Source organism: Sphingomicrobium arenosum, assembly GCF_026157085.1.
GTDB classification, from domain to species: domain Bacteria; phylum Pseudomonadota; class Alphaproteobacteria; order Sphingomonadales; family Sphingomonadaceae; genus Sphingomicrobium; species Sphingomicrobium arenosum.
This window is the reverse complement of record NZ_JANPVN010000001.1, coordinates 2,365,344-2,383,390: the sequence shown is the minus strand read 5'-3', so window position 1 is coordinate 2,383,390 and position 18,047 is coordinate 2,365,344. Positions and strand designations below refer to the sequence as shown.

The 18,047-nt window shown below is 65.6% G+C and carries 9 protein-coding genes; 4 read left to right on the top strand and 5 right to left on the bottom strand.

The features are described 5' to 3' along the window. Positions 1-17: 17 nt before the first annotated feature. From NUW51_RS11885 to NUW51_RS11870, 4 genes are all read right to left on the bottom strand, one after another. Positions 18-1,424: a TolC family protein gene (locus NUW51_RS11885; protein WP_265587728.1), complete on the bottom strand. Its 1,407-nt coding sequence runs from the start codon at positions 1,422-1,424 to the stop codon at positions 18-20. A 63-nt stretch (positions 1,425-1,487) separates the two neighbouring features. Beyond that, entirely contained in the window at positions 1,488-10,517 is a 9,030-nt protein-coding gene (locus NUW51_RS11880) for a DUF5801 repeats-in-toxin domain-containing protein (RefSeq protein ID WP_265587727.1), read from the bottom strand. 586 nt (positions 10,518-11,103) lie between these two features. Then, positions 11,104-12,561 carry an FGGY family carbohydrate kinase gene (locus tag NUW51_RS11875; protein ID WP_265587726.1) on the bottom strand — a complete coding sequence of 486 codons (1,458 nt, stop codon included), beginning with the start codon at positions 12,559-12,561 and terminating at the stop codon, positions 11,104-11,106. A gap of 6 nt (positions 12,562-12,567) precedes the next feature. After that, positions 12,568-13,200 carry a TetR/AcrR family transcriptional regulator gene (locus tag NUW51_RS11870; RefSeq protein ID WP_265587725.1) on the bottom strand — a complete coding sequence of 211 codons (633 nt, stop codon included), beginning with the start codon at positions 13,198-13,200 and terminating at the stop codon, positions 12,568-12,570. Positions 13,201-13,287: 87 nt separating this feature from the next. Between NUW51_RS11870 and NUW51_RS11865 the strand changes: the two genes are divergently transcribed. From NUW51_RS11865 to NUW51_RS11850, 4 genes are read left to right on the top strand one after another with little or no spacing between them, the layout of a single operon-like run. Beyond that, entirely contained in the window at positions 13,288-14,424 is a 1,137-nt protein-coding gene (locus NUW51_RS11865; RefSeq protein WP_265587724.1) for an ABC transporter permease, read from the top strand. Beyond that, positions 14,421-15,140 (top strand): ABC transporter ATP-binding protein, encoded by a 720-nt coding sequence (locus NUW51_RS11860; protein ID WP_265587723.1) that lies wholly within the window; start codon positions 14,421-14,423, stop codon positions 15,138-15,140. Before NUW51_RS11865 ends, NUW51_RS11860 begins: the two co-directional genes overlap by 4 nt. Before the next feature lie 3 nt (positions 15,141-15,143). Then, positions 15,144-16,124, top strand: a complete 981-nt coding sequence (locus NUW51_RS11855) for an efflux RND transporter periplasmic adaptor subunit (RefSeq protein WP_265587722.1) — start codon at positions 15,144-15,146, stop codon at positions 16,122-16,124. Next, positions 16,121-17,554, top strand: a complete 1,434-nt coding sequence (locus NUW51_RS11850; protein WP_265587721.1) for an efflux transporter outer membrane subunit — start codon at positions 16,121-16,123, stop codon at positions 17,552-17,554. The genes NUW51_RS11855 and NUW51_RS11850 overlap by 4 nt, the downstream gene beginning before the upstream one ends. Positions 17,555-17,566: 12 nt before the next feature. On the opposite strand, the gene NUW51_RS11845 is transcribed toward NUW51_RS11850, so the two are convergent. Further along, positions 17,567-18,025 (bottom strand): nuclear transport factor 2 family protein, encoded by a 459-nt coding sequence (locus NUW51_RS11845; protein ID WP_265587720.1) that lies wholly within the window; start codon positions 18,023-18,025, stop codon positions 17,567-17,569. Positions 18,026-18,047: the final 22 nt, after the last annotated feature.

The window sequence follows — 18,047 nt, the reverse complement described above, 5'->3', positions numbered from 1 at the left end:
CCATTCATATCCGTTCGTTAATTGGCCGGCGGGCCCATCATCGGATATTCGAGGCTCTCTTCCTCGAGATCCGTGGCAGGCACCGGATTGACCCAATATTGCAGGCGATCCTGCTCGTAAGCGGGCGTCGCCATTTCAACGTCCATCGCCTCGACAAGGCGGTTGGTGGCGGCGAGCACGCGATATTGCGCGTAGAGCTGCGCCAGCTGCGCGGTCTCGAGCTGCGCCTGCACGTTATAGCGGGTGTTCTGCGCATCGAGCACGTCGAGCAGCGAGCGGCGGCCGACGTTGAACTGCTCGCGATAGGAGAGCAGCAGTTCGTCGGTGATCGACGATTGCGCCGACAGTTCCTCGACGAGGCGCCCCTGGTTCGCAAGCCGCGACCAGGCGCTGCGCGCCAGTTCCTCGGCATCGCGCTGCTTTTCGAACAGGCGGGCATGGACCTCGTCGGCCCGCGCCTGCTGTTCGCGCACATTATAGGCGTTGGTACCGCCGTTGAAGACGTCCCAGCGCACGACGCCGCGCGCCTGATAATCCTCGGTGATGCCCGAGAAACCGTCGATATCCTCGCCATAGCGGGCGCGGCCCTCGAGATTGATGCGCGGCCCCATCTCGCCCTTGGCCTTGTTGATGAGCTGGCGCGCGGCAGCATAATCGGCGATGGCTTCCTCGACCATCGGATTATCGACCCGGGCCAGTTCGATCGCCGCACCGAGCGTGTCGGGCATGGCGTTTGACAGGTCGGGCGGCATGCTCACATCGCCGATCGGGAGGCCCGACAGGCGCTCGAAGCTGATCGCGGCGAGGTCCAGTTCTTCCTGCGCCTCGACGACGCGCGCCTCGGCCGACTGGAGACGCTCCTGCGCCTGTTGAAGGTCGGCGATCGAGATCGAACCGGCATCCACGCCCTGCTGGAGGTCGCCCGCGAGTCCGCGGTGGAACAGCGCATTGTCCTGCGCGATCGCGACCAGCCGTTGCTGGAGCAGATAGTCGATATAGGCGCGGCTGATGTTCAGCGCGATATATTCGCTGCGTTCCTCGATGCGCGCTGCAGCGGCATCGGTGCGCGCGGCCTGGTGGCGAATTTCCGCCTCGCGCGCGCCACTGTCGAACAACAGCTGGTCGACGGTCAGCGCGATTTCACGCGGATAGAGCGTGTCGCTGGCGATACCGAGCGAACGGCGCGTCGGGTTGCGCAGGCTGCGGATCCCCGCCGAGGCTTCGACCGAGATGCGCGGATAATAGAGCCCTTCGGCCTGGCGCCGCTCGTACATGGTCGCCTCGCGATTATGCACGGCCTGCCGGATTTCCGGGCTGGTCTGCAGCGCGTAGGCGATGGCTTCCCTGAGGTCGGCGCCCTGCGCCGGGGTTCCAAGGATCGCGGCCATGGTGACCGATGCGACTGCAATCAAACGCTTCTTCATGTCTTGCCCCTCTCTGGTCCCACACATGCGAGCCGCCCGTCCCAGGCGCCCGCCCGGCGGGGCTTAGCCGTTGGCCAGCCCCGCATCGGGTTGAAGCATCGCTGCTTCAGCTTCACTAAATGCGCCATTTTCGGCGGTAAATCCACCAAATTGCATGCTGTCCCAAAGCGACACAGCATCATTGGCAGGCAACATGGCCAGTTGATCCAGCGCAGCATCGCCTTCGCCAAGCGCGGCGAGCGCGGTCGACACGGCATCCTCGCCGCCCAGTTCGACCATCGCCTCGCCAAGGATCGCGGCGAGGTCGGGGGCACCTTTGCCACCCGCTTCGCCCAGTGCGGCAAGCGCCTCGGCCCCGGCCATCGCGACATCGCCGCCACCGAAGCTCGCGCCCATGTCGGGCATGGGCAACGGCGCCTGGTCGGCGACCATCGGCGAGACCGCCGCAAGGTCGGCATCGCCATTGTCGAGCCCGCCGATGTCCCAACCGCTGTCGACCGGCATCGGGCCGTCGAGCGGTTCGACGCCATCATTGCCGCCTTCGTCCGACACCTCGGGCGCGCCGATGATCGGCGAGATGACCTCGAGCGGAACGTAATTGTCCATCACGATCGGCGCGAGTTCGTCATCGCCCGCCATCTCGTTGCTGTCGACACCGCGGATCACGACCGGCTCGTTCATCGCCGCGAGGCCGAAGCCCATGGCGATCGCCGACCCCATCATCAGCGACTTGCTGGTTTCGCCGCTATTGTCATTGTCGGCGAGGACGAGCGTCGTGCCCGCCATCAGGCTCATCGACAGTTCGAGCGGCGCGGGCTGGGCCACCACCGGTACCGGCGTGTCGCCAAGGCTATCCACGGTCACATAGACAACAACCGGTGCGGTCGATCCGGTCTCATAGACGGTCGCGACAGTCGTCCAATTGTCGCCGCCGCCATCGACGTCCACCTGCAGTGTCCCATCGTCGAGGAAGCGCACATAACCGTCGGCGACAAGGTCGGTACCACCGGTGACGTTGAGCAGCATGCTCAGGTCGATCACGTCGCCTTCGACCGGATCATAGTCGGTAACCGTGTCGGCGCTGCCGTCGGTGACCGAGCTGTTCGACATGATGAAGGTGTCGGCACCCGGCCCGCCATTGAGCTGGTCGTCGCCATTGCCGCCACGGATGATGTCGTTGCCGGCGCCACCGGCAATCACGTCATTGCCGGCACCGCCATAAAGATAGTCGTTGCCGTCGTTGCCGTTGATCACGTCATTGCCGTCATTGCCCGCGATCGAATTGTTGCCGGCATCGCCCGACAGGATGTCGGCATTATTGGTCCCGACGTGATTGCCCGGATAATCCTGGACGATGGTCGTCTCGATCGACCCGGTCACGCTGTCGCCATCACCGTCGGTCGCCACGATGTCGAAGTCCTGGTTGATGGGGATACCGGCGCTTTCACGGCCCAGCGTGAAGATGCCGAGATCGAACGTGCCCTGGTTGCTGTCGTCCGAATTGACCAGCACCGTGTTGAAGTCGGTATCGGTCTCGATCGCATATTGATCGTTCGGACCCATGCCGGTGATCGTCACGGTATTATCGTTGTTGAAGGTGACCGAATATTGGCCGCCGTTCACCGAGACCGTGTTCGCATTGCCCGGATTGTTGACCGTATAGGTCCCCTGCAGGACAATCGCATTGCCGACCTTGGCATAGTCGTAGATCACGACCGTCTGTACGTCGATGATGGTGCCTTCGAGCCCGTTCCCGTCGAAATAATAGTCGCGCGCATTCTGCTGGTTGGGATCGGCGACCGCCGCGATGTTGAGCGTGGCGAACTTCACCGGGCCATTGGTCTGCGGCACGGTCTGCTGGAAGCGGTCGGTGCCGCTATAGCTGTCATAGTCGAAGCCCGTGCCGCCACCAGCGTTGCCGCCGACATCGACCGCATCCTGGACGAGGTCGAAACGGACGGTCTGGCCAGCCGTGACCGACTGGTTCGCCACCCCGATCGAGGTCGAACTGGTGTTGATCGTCTGCTGCGTGCCGTCGCCGCCGACCGCCGACAGGATGACGTCGATATTGTCGCTGTTGTTGGTGGGGTTGCCCGCACCGACGGCGCGATATTCGACGTTGCCCGCCCGCGCGGTCGTCAGGTTGGTAAAGCTCGTCGCCGTACCGTTGGTGATCGTCTCGTTGACGTCGAACGTATAGGTACCGTCCATGTTGAGCGTGACGGTGAACGCGATGGTCCCCGTCCCGTTCATGCCGGTCGACCCGACAATCTGACCGGTATCGTCGCCATAGAGGTAGATCTGCTGCGTGCCGACCTTGAGGATATTGCCCTCTTGGTCGGTCGCCACCGTATTATCGACGATGTCGAACACCAGGCTGCCGAGCCCGTCCGCCCCCATCTGGAGGTTGAGATCGGCGGTGATCGGCGCGGTGTTCCCATCGAGCGCGGCGACCGCGTCGGGGGTGAATTCAACGGGCGTGTCGTCATCGACCGTGATCTCGAAGGAATCATCGGCCGCGACCACGCTGTCGCCGTCGCCATCATAACCGACGATCGCCGCCGACAGGTCGAGGATGAGATCATTCTCGGTGTCGTCGCCCTCGAGGCCGTTGAGCGTCGCATGATCGAGATTGGCGAGCAGCGTGAACGTATAGGTCCCGTCGCTCTCGACTTGCAGCGTGAAGACCGACGTCTCGACCAAGGTGTCGGGGTCGACGACATAGGCCGTCAGCGTATCGCCCGTCACGTCATAGAGCACCGGGAGGCCGCCCGAAGCCAGCGGGGGCAATCCCGAGGTGTCGGTGTTGATGCCATAGCTGCCGGGCGTATCGCTGCCGAGGTCGAACAGCGAGGCGACGCTGCCGGTGACTTCGGTGATTTCGCCGTCGACATCGCCCTCCCCGCCGGGGATGCCGTCGGTGACGCCATCCTCATCGACGGTGCGGTCGATCGTGGCGTCGGTGACGACGGGGCCGTCATCCTCGATCACGAACACGCCGCCCGACAGGTCGAGCGTAGCGCTGGCGCTGTCGTCGTCGCCATCGGTGATGGTCGCCGTCACGCCCAGCGTGTTGTCAGCGAGGTCGAGCGACACCGCATCGTCATTGTCGCTGTCATCGCCATGCCAGACGTTTTCGAATTGGGTGAAGATCACCTGGCCATCGCCGTCCACTTCGATCTGGAAGTAGCTGTTAAGACCATTGATGCTGTCCGCATCCGCCGCCGTCGATCCGACGATGATGTCAGGGGTGTCGGCGTCGTTATCATGGTCGAAGTAATAGAGCGTGATCTCGGCGCCCTGGCCGCCATCGTCGGCGATCGCATAGACACCCGAGGCCACCCCGGCGAGCCCGCCCGCCAGGAACATCGAATAAGCGATCGTGTTCGGCTGGTCGTTCGACAGGTCGGTGTTGACGTCGGGATCGTCAGCAAGCTCGCTGTCGTCCAGGCTGAAATAGCCCGACACGTCGACCGACACGCTGACATCGCCGTCGGTGAGGTTCACACCATCGACGTCCGTATCTTCGGGACGGCTTTCATCGAGCGCGATGGTGAAGTCGTCCGCCACCGGATCGGCGCTGATGCTTGGCGCATCGTCGGCAAAGCTGATGTCGCCGGTGATGTCGATCGTGTGGCTGGCGCTGTCGTCATCATCGTCGGTCGCGGTCGCGGTCAGCGTGATGACGTCGGTGCCCGAAATCGTCTCGGGAACATCGCTCTCATTCGCCGGTACGGACGCACCGTCATAATGTTCGACCGCGCGTTCCTGGTTGAGCGTCACGACGCCGGCGCCGTCGACCGACAGGGTGAAGACCACCACGCCGTCGCCGCCATCGTCATAATAACCCTCGACCTCGCCTGCACCGTTGAGGCGCAGTTCGACCTCATTGCCGGTCGCGGTATCGACGAGCCCGGTGCTGTCGGTGCTCAAGTCGTAGTTGAGGCCGAGCGTATACTCGACTGCCGTCGCGGCATTGCCGCCCTGCGGCCCGTCGCCGCCAAAGGCGACCGAGAATTGGCCCGAATAGTCCTGCGTGTCCTCACCGGCATCGCCGAGCGTGGCATCGGACGTCTGCAGGCCGTTGATCGCGGGCGGTTCGGCCGCATCGGTGACGACCGGCTTGTCGTCTTCGATGTTGATCTTGATGGTCGTTTCGAGATCGTTCGCCGGGGTGCCGTCCGACACCGTCAGCGGGACGAGGAACGACAGTTCGCCCTCGATATTGCCATCGCCGTCGAACGCCTCGTCGCCGCCGTCATGATAGACCGGCTCGTAGAGCGTGACGGTATAGCTGTCGTCCGAGGTGTCGTTGGCACCGTTCTGGTTGATCTGGATGACGATGACCGTATCGCCCGACCCGTCGCGCCCGGTCAGGGTCGCGCCGCTGTTGGTCACGGTCCACTCGATCTCGCTGCCATCGGCGGCATAGAGCGTGGCGTTGCCGTCCACGGTCGACGGATCGCCGAGGATATAGTCGAGCTCGTCATTGTCGGGATCGGCGAAGTTCATGGTGACTTCGACGCTCGCCGCATTGGTGTTGTCGGTATAATCATCGTCCGACGGGTCGGCCGGGTCGAGCACCGAGGCGGGATCGCCGTCGGGGTTACCGATGAACGGGTCGTTGTCGAGCCCTTCTTCCGACACCACCGCGCCGTCGACATTGCCATAGGGGCCATCGTCGATGCCGTTGATCGTGATGACGAGGTCGGCGGTCGCCGTGTCGTCGTCGCCATCGGACAGCGTATAGGTAAAGGTGTCGGTCAGCGTCTCGCCGTCACCCAGCGCGACGATGTCGTCGTAATCGGCGCCATTGGTGTCGAGCGTATAGGTATAGCTGCCGTCGGCGTTGATGACGAGCGTGCCATATTGGCCCTCGACGGTCATCTGCGTGTCGAGGTCGCCGACCGGGCGGCCGTCGCTGTCGCCGGCGTAGCCGTCGATCTGGATGATCTCGTTGGGCAGGTCCTCGCTGACATTGTCGGCGCCGTTGTCGCCATTGTTCTCGGCGTCGGTGATGACGTTGCCGCTCGCTTCGTAGAAGCCAGCCGCGTCGGTTACCTCGTCGGCATCGTCGACCGCTTCGACGCCGTCGTCGGCGAAGCGGATACGGCTGCCGAGATCGATGCTGTCCGCGGCATAATCGTAATCCTGGTCGTAGACGCGCGCCGTCAGGCTCAGCGCCCCGTCGGCGATCGCCTCGTTGACGTCGCTTTCGTTGGCCGGAACGGCGGCGCCGTCATAATGTTCGACCGCGCGATACTGGGTGACGGTCACCTGGCCATCGCCGTCCACCGATACGGTGAAGACGTCGACCTTGCCTTCGTCGGGATCGTTGACGAAGCCGTGGACGAGCCCGTCGCCATCGACCTCCAGCTGGACCTCGAGCCCCGTCTTGGTGTCGAAGATGCCGGTCGCGACGCTATCGTCGACCTCGAGCGAATAGGTGACCGCGCTGTCGAGGCTGCCGCCCAGATAGCCGTCGCCGCCCGATTCGAAGGTGAAGGCGCCCGAGAAGTCGACCGCGTTCGACACGTCGGTGATCTCGGCATCGCTGGTGACGACGAGGGTCGGAATTTCTTCCTGGCCGTCGAAATTGTCGTCGGCGGTCACTTCGGGACTGTCGTCCTCGATCTCGACCGTGAAGCTGGTGTCGAGCTCGCCGCCATTGCCGTCCGAGACGGTCAGCGGGATGACGATGTCGAGTTCACCCTCGATATTGCCATCGCCCGGATTGTCGCCGCCCTGCGTGCCGTGGAACAGCGGCTGGTCGAGGTCGACGGTGTAGAAATCGTCGCTCGGATCATCGAGGTCGGCACCATAATCGATGCTGATGGTGATGACCGGGTCGGTCGGATCGCCGGTATGGCCGATGAGGACATTGGGATCGCTCGTATCCCACTGAATTTCCTGACCGTCGGCGGTGTAGAGCGCCTGATATCCCACTACCGTCGACGGATCGCCGAGCGTGTAGCTGAGCACGTCGCCCGTATCGCCGTCCGAGAAATTCAGCGTCCCGGTGTCGGTGTCGCTGTCGGTATCGTCGGTCGGCACCGGCTCGTCGTCGGCGAGCCCGTCGTCTAGCCCTTCTTCGGACACGACAACATTGCCGACGGTCCCCGTCGGCGGCTGGTTCGAGCCGTTGATGGTGATGGTCAGAGTGGCGGTCGCCACGTCACCATCGGCATCTTCCAGATAATAGGTGAAAGTGTCGGTCAGCTCGCCATTGACGCCGAGCGCGAGGACGTCGGCATAATCGGCACCGTTGACGTCGATCTCGTAAACGTAATTGCCCTCTGCATCGATCGTCAGCGTGCCATAGCGGCCGTCGACTTCCATGGTGCTGCCGCTGTCGGTGTCGCCGTCATAGCCATCGACGCGGCTTACCTCGGCGCCGTCGGCGCCTTCCTCGTCGGCACCCGGGGCATCGTCGATGACATTGCCCTCGGCGCTGCGCAGCCCGTCGGCATCGCTCACCTCGGCGACATCGTCCTCGGCGGTCGGCACGTCGTCACGGATCGAAACGATGAAGCTGCCGGTGCCGACGTCGCCGGTCGGCGCATCATTGTCGGCGTCGGTGACCTCGAAGCCGATCGCCGGCAGGTCGAACACGTCTTCCACGTCGGGATCGAGCTCGCCGTCGGTCTGATCGGGATGATCGATCGGCCCATCGAGATCGACGCTGTAATTATAGGTCACCTCGTTGGTCGCCGCGTTCACCACTGCGCTGTCGAGGCTGATGGTGATGGTGGCCTCGGTGTCGCCGGCCGCCGTGCCGGTGATGGTGTGGCCATCGGGGCTCAGCACGAAGGTGATGAGCTGGCCGTCGGACGTCAGGCCGGCAGCATTGAGCGCGGTGACGGTGGCCGCAGTGAAGGCAAAGCTCGCCATCGCATTGGCCTGCGTGGGCGTATCCTGATTGTCGCCGAAATCGACGGTGACGCTGCCGCTATAGTTGGTCGGGCCATCGGTCTCGATCGGCTGCGGCGCGGCCTGATCGTCGTCGGCATTGGCGCCCTCGAGATCGTCCTCGTCGGCGGCCAGGTCGGCGGCCTCGCCGACCTGCGGGACGCTGTCGGGAAGCAATTCGATCGTCACGGTCGCGATCGATTCGTCGCCGTCGCCGTCGACAATGCGATAATCGAAGCTGACCTCGCCCGTCTCGCCCGGGGCGGGCGCATAGCTGAATTCGCCACCGCCGAGATAGGTCACCTCACCATCGCCGGTCAGCGAGCCTTCGACATATTCGATGCCGCTGACGACCGGGCCGCCATCGCTGTTGGAATTGGGGTTGTTGTTCGACAGGTCGACGTCATCGGCGCCCTCGGTGTCGTTCCCGATGACATTGACGACGACAGGCTCGCCCTCGTCTTCCTGGACATTGTCGAGATCGTCCGCGGCGGTCGGCACGTCGTCGATGATCTGGATGCGCAGCGTTCCGGTGCGCACGTCATCGTCGGCGGCGCCCGGCCCGTCGGGGTCGGTGACGCGGATGGCGAATTCCTCGACGACATTGTCGCCGTTGGAATGGTCGGTAAGCTCGTAGGTGTAGGCGATCTCGCCGCCGCCAATCGAGTCGATCGTCAGCGTACCATAATCGCCTTCGTAGCTCTCGCCGACTTCAAGCGCGACCCATTGGCCATCGATCTGGATGGTAAAGACAGACGGCAGGTCGCCGTCGGTATAGGCGATCACGCCCTCGGTGAATTCGCTGTTGCTGTCGGCGTCCGAACCTTCCTCGCCGTTGCGGCCATCCTCGATGCCCGATTCATAGACGAAGGTGCCCGGATCGCCCGCGCTGGGATCGCTGGGATCGGACGTCGGCGGCGTGATGGTGGGGAAGTCGTCGGGGATGACGATCGACAGGGTGGCGGTCGCCTCGCTGCCATCGGCATCGCGGATGACATAGACGAAGGTGTCGGTCTGGCCGCCCGCGCCCTCATCGAAGCGCTCGTAGCTCCAGTCGCCATTGGCCTTGACGGTGAGCGTGCCCCAATCGCCCTCGATCAGGATATCGGCACCATTGTAGATTTTCAGCGTGCCATCGTCGAAAACGCCCCATTCGCCGAAGCCGTCGGCGCCCATGGTGTCCTTGCTGCCCACGCCCGCATCGGAGCCTTCGCCGGTGATGACATCGCCCGACGCGCCCATCTGGCCTTGGCCGAGCGTGACGACATCGTCCACCGCGATCGGCGCATCGTCGATGATGCCGATGGTGAGCGTGGCGGTGTCGCTGTCGCCGTCGGGATCGGTCACGGTGACGATGAAGACATCGGTCACATCGCCATTCACCGTATTGTCGGTCAGCGTGTAGCTGAAGGTGACGAAGCCGTCCTCGAGCCCGCCGGTGATGGTGATATAGCCATAGGTGCCCTGGATGATCTGACCGACCTCGGTCACGACCACGCCATTGACGGTGAGACCGCCAGCGGCAACGACCGGACCGGCATTGTCGGGCGAGGTGAAGACGAAGGTGCCGGTGGTCGTTTCACCGTCGCTTGCCGAGGCCGTGCCTTCGGGCTCGCCATCGTCGCGGAACGTACCATCGCCCTCGGGCAGGCCGCTTTCATAGACGATCGCCACCGCGTCGGGGACCGCGAAGGGTTCTTCCGGCGTGTCGATCAGGATTTCGGGCTCATTGTCCTCGACGAGACCCAGCTCGCGATATTCGGGCGGGGTGTAGAACAATTCGGTCGGCGGCAGGAGGTCGCCGATCGGGATGCCCGGCCCGAGATTGGGCACGGGAATGAAGAAGTTGCCGCCGCTCGAGGGCGTGTCGCCGGCGGCCGGCTGCGGTTCTTCATCGATCAACAGCGCAGCGAGGGTGGTGGGGGGAACCTCGATGCCGCCGATGATGAACTGGGGAACGAAGACGGCGCCGCCTTCGATGATCATGAAGCTGCCGTCGGGCAGTTCGATGACGAGATCGCGTCCGGCGACTTGGATATCATCGATATTGGTGCCCGCGGGGAGGATCACCGAGCCGCCGGGCCCGGGGGCCACGCGCTGGGCGTTTTCGGGCAGCACCACGTCCTGGCCCGCATCCTCGGCGCCCTGCGCGCCCTCGGTCATCGAAAGATCATCCTGTCGCATGTCGTCCCACCTTCATTTCTGGCGGGCGGTTGGTCGGACCGCCCCCGCTGTTGATCGGTGGAAATGGCGCTGCGCGTTAAACGGAATTGGTTAACGCAACCACGGCCCACCGCTTCAGATGCAGAAAGAAATCATGATTCGAATGTCAAAAGCAAGTTGAGCGCTCCCATGGGCGAATCATCATCGCGAGTGAATGACAAGACATTCGCGAATATTACTGTTAAGATTTGAAGGTTAACTCAAGAGAAGACTATAATGCATCTCCCATTGAGCTAGTCTGTATTTCGAAGAATCAAGCATATCTAACATGGCCGGACCAAACCCAGCATCATGTATCGACTACTCGACTATATTTCATAACACAGATTAAGGTTTACCCGGTGTGGTTAACCCAGAGTTAGCCACGTTCATAAAAGTCCCGGTTAAATTTGACCTTCACCAAAAACCGACCGGCAGCCCGAAGAATCTGCCGAAGTCGCGTCCCGAAACGGAACATCTGGCCGTCTCGGGGAGTCGCCCGCCCGACTTCGTCCGAGTCGAATTTTCGAGCTTCGCCGAGTCGCCGACCCGTGCGGCGGCGCCTTTTTCAGCGCGTCAGCGCATGGTCCAGCGCATCGCGCCATTGCGCCAGCCGCGCCGCGCGCGTCGCCGTATCCATCGCCGCCTCGAAGCGGTCCCGGCGCGGCTGCATCGCCTGCGCGTCCTCGAGGCTCGCGAACAGCCCCGCGCCCACCCCCGCCAGCATCGCCGCACCCCGCGCCGTGCTTTCCACGCTGGCGGGCCGTTCGACCGCCATGCCCAGCATGTCGGCGAGGTCCTGCGCGAACCAGTCGTTCAGCGCCATGCCGCCATCGATCCGCAGCCGCGTCCAGCCCGCGCCATCGGCGGCGAAGGCCTGTGCGAGATCATGGGCGCTCATCGTCACCGCCTCGAGCGCGGCGCGCACGAGATGCGCGCGCCCGACCCCGAAGCTGAGGCCGTGTATCGATCCCTTCATGTCGGCCCGCCAATGCGGGGCGCCCAAACCGGTGAAGGCCGGCACGATCGTCACCCCGCCATTGTCGGCGACACTGCGCGCAAGCGTCTCGGTCTCCTCGGCATTGCCCACCAGCCCCGCCATGTCGCGCAGCCATTTGACGAGGCTCCCCGCGACGAACACCGAGCCTTCGAGTGCATAGCGCGTGCGGGTGCCGTCATGCGTGAGCAGCGTCGACAGCAGCCGGTGCTCCGAGCTTGTCGCCGTCGCCCCCGTAGGCGCCAGCGCGAACAGCCCGGTGCCAAAGGTCGCCTTCGCCGTGCCGGCCTCGAGGCACCCTTGCCCGATGGTCGCCGCCTGCTGATCGCCTGCCGCGCCCGTCACTGGCAGCGGGCCGCCAAACAGGTCGGTGCCACCCAAATCGCCCATCGTCGGCACGATCTCGGGCAGCGTCTCGCGCGGCACGCCGAAAAGGTCGCACAGCCCCTCGTCCCATTCGACCTTTTCAAGATCCATCAGCTGCGTACGGCTGGCATTGCTCGCGTCGGTCGCATGACGTCCAGTCAGCTTGAATAACAGCCAGGCATCGACCGTCCCGAACGCCAGCCGACCCGCTTCGGCCGCCGCCCGCACGTCGTCGTGCTGATCGAGCATCCAGCGCATCTTGGTGGCGCTGAAATAGGGGTCGAGCAGCAACCCGGTGCGCGCCTGCAATGCCGCCTCATGCCCCGCGTCACGCAACTCATCGCAGGCACCTGCCGTGCGCCGGTCTTGCCACACGATTGCCGGGCCGAGCGGCGCGCCCGTCACCTTGTCCCACGCCACCACCGTTTCGCGCTGGTTGGTGATGCCGATGCAGCGCACTCGGCTCGCCCCGCCCGCCGCTGCGATCGCCTGCGCCATGACCTTGCGGCTCTGGTCCCAGATCAGCTTAGGATCCTGCTCGACCCAGCCGGGGCGCGGATAAAGCGCGGGCAGTTCGGCCTGCGCGACATGGTGGATCGCCCCGTCCTCCCCGAACAGGAGCGCGCGCGTCGAACTGGTGCCTTCATCGAGAACGAGGATCATCTGTCGTCAGTCCGCCTTCCCGTAGGCGCGCATGAAGGTCCGGATTGCGCCCTCGATGCGCTGCACATCCCGAGCCGGGTCGCTCTTGCCGCAATAGCGCCGTTCCATCTCGCCGAACCCCTTGGCCATCGACACGAACTGCTCGGCGGCCAGCTCGGCATCCTCGACCTCCAGTTCGCCCGCGTCCGCCGCCGCCGCGATGAGCGCCGCCATGTGCCGCTTCATCGGCCGCGGCCCGGCATCGAGGAACGCCGCGCCGATGGCGGGGTCCCGGTCCGCCTCGGCGGCGATGCGGCGGTCGAAGCGCATCATCTCGGGCCGCGCGGTAAAGGCGAGGAAGCTCTCGCCCAAGAGCCGCAAATGCTCCTCGATCGGGCGGCGCGGCGCATCGGGATCGATCGCCATCATGCTCTCCATGCGCGCGCATTCCTGCTCGACGCTCGCCTTGAACAGCGCCTCCTTGCCGCCAAAATGATTGTAGACCGTCACCTTCGACACGCCCGCCGCCGCCGCGATCGCCTCGATCGAGGCCGCCTCATAGCCCGCCTCGAAAAAGACCTGCGCGGCGGCCGCGACGATCGCGCTGCGCTTGGCTTCGGACGAGGGGCGCAGGCCCCTGCCTTTGGGTGGTGTTGACAAAGTGAACGGCTCCGTTCAATTGAACGCTATCGTTCAAAGAGTATGCGTCCGAATCGAATCAAAGGCAAGAAAGGCCGACGTCTCGAGATGATCTGGATCGCCATTCGCATGCTGACCGGCGACAAGCAGAAGTTCTTCGGGCTCTTGTTCGGTATCGCCTTCTCGACGCTCCTCATCACCCAGCAGCTGACCATCTTTGTCAACCTGCTCGAACGCGGCGCCAGCGCGGTCTACGACATCAAGTCGAACGATATCTGGGTGATGGACAAGGTCAGCCGCACGCCGGACGTCGTCTATCCCATGCCCTCGACCGCGCTCGAACGGGTGCGCGGCGTGCCGGGGGTCAAATGGGCGGTGCCGCACCTGCGCGCCGGCGCTGCCATCCGCACGCCCGAGGGCGATCTTGAAGGCGTCACCGTGATCGGGGTCGACGACACCACCCTCATCGGCCTGCCCGAGAAGATGATCGAGGGCGACCGAGCCCTGCTCGCCGCCCCCGACACCGTCTTCATCGACGATGTCGGCGCCACCCGTCTCTTTCCCGAAGGCCATGACTTCATCGGCGAGCGGCTCGAACTCAACGACCGCCGCGCGGTCATCCGGGGTGTCACCGACAACATTCCCACCTTCACCAGCCAGGTCACGTTGACGACGCGCTATTCGAACGCGCTCGGCTACGTCCCCGGCCAGCGCAACCGCATGAGCTTCATCCTCGTGAAGGCCGCGGCGGGCGAAGACCCGCTTTCCGTAGCCGCGCGGATCGAGGAGCAGACCGGCCTTCGCGCGCGCACGCGGGATCAATTCGCCCGCGACGGCATCGACTTCATCATCGAGAATACGGGCATCCCGTTGAATTTCGGCATTACCGTGGGCCTCGGCTTCATCGTCGGCGTCGCCATCGTCGGCCTTACCTTCAGCCTCTTTATCCGCGACAATATCAAACAGTTCGGCGCGCTGAAGGCGATCGGCGTCCATAATGGCAAGATCCGCGCCATGGTTGCCGCGCAGGCGGGCATGGTCGGGGTCATCGGCTACGGCCTCGGTCTTCTCGGCGCCGCCCTGTTCATCCAGGCCTTCTCGGGCAACCCGACCTTCAAGGGCTTTTATACGCCGTGGCAGATCCCGGTGATCAGCCTCGTCTCGGTCTCCTTCATCATCATGATCACCGGCTGGGTCGCGCTGCGCGGCGTCCTCAAGACCGAACCCGCGGCGGTGTTCCGATGAGCGGCGCCAAGACCAGTGGCGCGGCCATCGCGGCGCGCGGCATCACCCGCGATTTCGAGGCGGGGCAGCAGACCATCCGCGTCCTCCACGGCATCGACCTCGACATCCGCAAGGGTGAACTCACCTATCTCGTCGGCGAATCCGGGTCGGGCAAGACGACGCTTATCTCGATCATGTGCGGCATCCTGTGGCCGACCGAGGGCAGCGTCACCGTCTTCGACACCGACATCTACGCCCTGTCCGACCGCCAGCTGGTCGACTTCCGGTTGAACAATATCGGCTTCATCTTCCAGCAGTATAATCTCATTCCCACCATCGATGCGGCCGCCAACGCCGCCGTCCCGCTGATTGCGCAGGGCATGCCCCGCCTCGAGGCCCGCGAACGGGCACGCGCGATGCTCGAAAAGCTCAACATCGGCGACCAGGCCGACAAGCTCCCGCGCCAACTGTCGGGCGGCCAGCAGCAGCGCGTTGCCATCGCCCGCGCGCTCGTCCACGAACCCAAGCTCGTCGTGTGCGACGAGCCCACCGCCGCACTCGATGCCTCCTCGGGCCGCCGCGTGATGGACCTGTTGCGCGAAGTCGCCGTCGCGCCCGACCGCGCCTGCATCATCGTCACCCACGACAATCGCATCTTCGATCTCGCCGACCGCATCCTCGTCCTCGAGGACGGCCGCGTCACCCATGACGGCACCGATATGCCAGAGGACCATTAAACCATGGCCAAGCTCTCTTTCTCCCGCCAGATCCTGCCCGTAATCGCGTTGCTCGGCATCGCCGCCGCCATCTGGCTGATCGTCTCTCAAGCCCCCGACCGCTCGATGGCCGAGGCCGAGGAGACCCCCGCCATGGCCAGCGGCGCGCTCGCGGGCGAAGCCCGCGTCGCCGGCGCGGGCGTGGTCGAACCGTCGAGCGAGCTGATCGAGGTCGGCACTGCCCTCTCCGGCATCGTCGAAGCCGTGCTCGTCGCGCCCGGCGAACGCGTTACCAAGGGCCAGCCCCTGTTCCGCGTCGACACCCGCCATCTCGAGGCCCGCATCCGTGAGACGCAGGCGAACATCGCCCGCGCGAAAGCCGCCATCGCCGAAGCGCGCAGCGCCGAGGCCACTGCCGCGCGCCAGCTTTCCCTCTATCGCGGCATCGCCGATCCGCTCGCCGTCAGCCGCGCCGAGATCATCAGTGCCGAGGGCAATGCCTCTGCCGCCCGCGCCCGGCGCGAGCTCGCCGAGGCCGACCTCGCCGCCGCGCAGGCCACCCTTTCCGCCGCGCGCACCGAGCGCGAGCGCGCCACCGTCCGAGCGCCCATCGCGGGCGAAATCCTGCGCGTCGACGTGCGTCCCGGCGAACTGGTCAATGCCGGCCCCGGCGGCGGCGGCCCGTACGTCCGCATGGGCGAGACCAACCCCTTGCACGTGCGCATCGACGTCGACGAGGACGAGGCCGTGCGCGTCGACATGGGCGCCCCCGCCACTGTCTCCCCGCGCGGCGATGCCGATGCTCGCGTCACCGCCAGCTTCGTGCGCGCCGAACCGCTTGTCGTGCCCAAGCGCAGCCTGACCAATTCGGCACAGGAGCGGGTCGACGTGCGCGTGCTCCAGCTCGTCTATGCGCTTCCCGCCGACGCCCCCGCCGCCTTCCGCGTCGGCCAGCAGGTCGATGCCTTCATTCCTGCCGCCAAGGCCGAGGGGGCGAGCGAATGACGCGCCGCCTCGCCCTCGCCACCGCGAGCGCGCTCATGCTGTCGGCCTGCGCCGCCGGTCCGGGCCCCGTGCCCAGCGCCAGCGATGCCATCGTGCCCGAGGCCTTCTACCTCGCGCCCGAGGCGACCCCGGCCGATGCCGCCGCGCTCGCCGCGCTGCTCCCCGACGATCCGGCCTTCGAGACGCTCGCCGCCGCCGCGCTGGCGCAGAACCCCAGCCTGCGCCAGGCGCTCGCCCGCATCGACCTTGCGCGCGCCGGTGCCGATCGTGCGGGTGCCGAACGCCTGCCATCCATCGGCTATGACGCCAGCATTGCCGCCACGCGCACCAACCCCGACCAGTCCGGCGCGAGCCTGCCGCCCGGCATCTCCATCGACAGTGAGCGCGTCAGCTATGGCGCCAATCTCACCGCTCGCTGGGACGCGGATGTCTTCGGTCGCCTGCGCGATACGGAGCGCGCGGCGCTCCTGCGGCTCGATGCCGCCGGCGCCGACGCCGCCGCCATGCGCCTCGCGCTCACCGCCGACATTGCGGCCACCGTGACCGACTGGCGCACCATCGAGGCGCGCTCGGCCGCGCTCGAGGCCGATCTTGGCGCCGCCAGCCAGCTCGCCGCGCTCGCGCGCACCCGCGAGGAAGCGGGCATCGCCCCAGGCTTTGATCGCTACCGCGCCGAAGCGCAGGCCGCGGCCAGCCAGTCGCGCCTCGCCGCGCTCGCCACCGAGCGCGCGGCCATCCTCGGGCGCCTCGTCACCCTCACCGCCCTGCCCGGTGGGGAGGTCGCGCAGGCGCTCGCGCTGGACACGCCGTCCGACGCGCTTGCCCCGGTCCCGTCGGCGCTGCCCTCGGCGCTGGTCGCGAGCCGCCCCGACATCATCGCCGCCGCGCACCGTCTCGCCGCCGCCGATGCCGATCTCTCCGCCACCGCCGCACGGCGCTTCCCCCAGATCAACCTGTCGGCGGGGCTCGGTCTTCTCGCTTTCTCGCTCGGCGGATTGTTCGACAGCGACGCCATCGTCGGCAACCTTGGCGCCGGGCTCGCGGGGCCGCTCCTCGACTTCGGCCGCATAGAGGCCGAGATCGACCGGGACGAGGCCGCGACCCAGCTCGCCTTCGAACAATATCGCGCGGCGCTCTACACCGCCTTTGGTGAAGTGGAGGGCGCCTATGCGCTCGTCACCGCCGCCGACTTGGCCGCCGCCGCCAGCGCACGCGAAGCGATGATGGCGGAGCGCGCCGCCGCCCTCGCCGACACGCGCCACCGCGCCGGCCTCGACAATTTCCTTACCGTCCTCGAAGCCCGCCGCGCCGCCGACGCGAGCGGCGAACGCGCCGCCGCTGCCCGGGGGCAGGCGGCGCGTGCCCGCATCAACCTGTGGCAGGCCCTTGGCGGCGGCGCGCTCGCCAGCGCGAGCGAGCCGACGCCCTAATCGTCGTCACCGCTAATCGTCATCACTCATGTCGGCGCAGCCCCAGCCGAGGAATTTCCACCCCCCGCTTTCGCGCACCATCACGTCGCTGCACCGCTCGACATTGAACTCGCGCTCGCCCTTATGATCCTCCTCGGTGATCATCGCCATGTAATGGACCACCGCGACATCGTCGCGCGCGGTAATGGCGAGCGGGTTGAGCTCATAGTGCAGGATTTTGCCCTCGGCGCCGAACACGCGCGCGCTCGCCGCGAACTGGTCGCGCGAACGCGGCAGCAGCGCGCTGCCGCCCCAGCCATAGCTGTCGGCCGTCATCACCTCGTGCCAGTCCGAGCCCTCGACATGATTGGCCCAATGGTTCGAGACCGCTTGCCAGACCTCGGTCTGCGCGGGCGACCAGCTTTGGGCGGTGGCGGGATACGCATACAGGGTGGCGGCCATCGCAGCCGCGCCGAACAATGCATTTTTCATGGATCAGTCCCCTGTCCGCGTC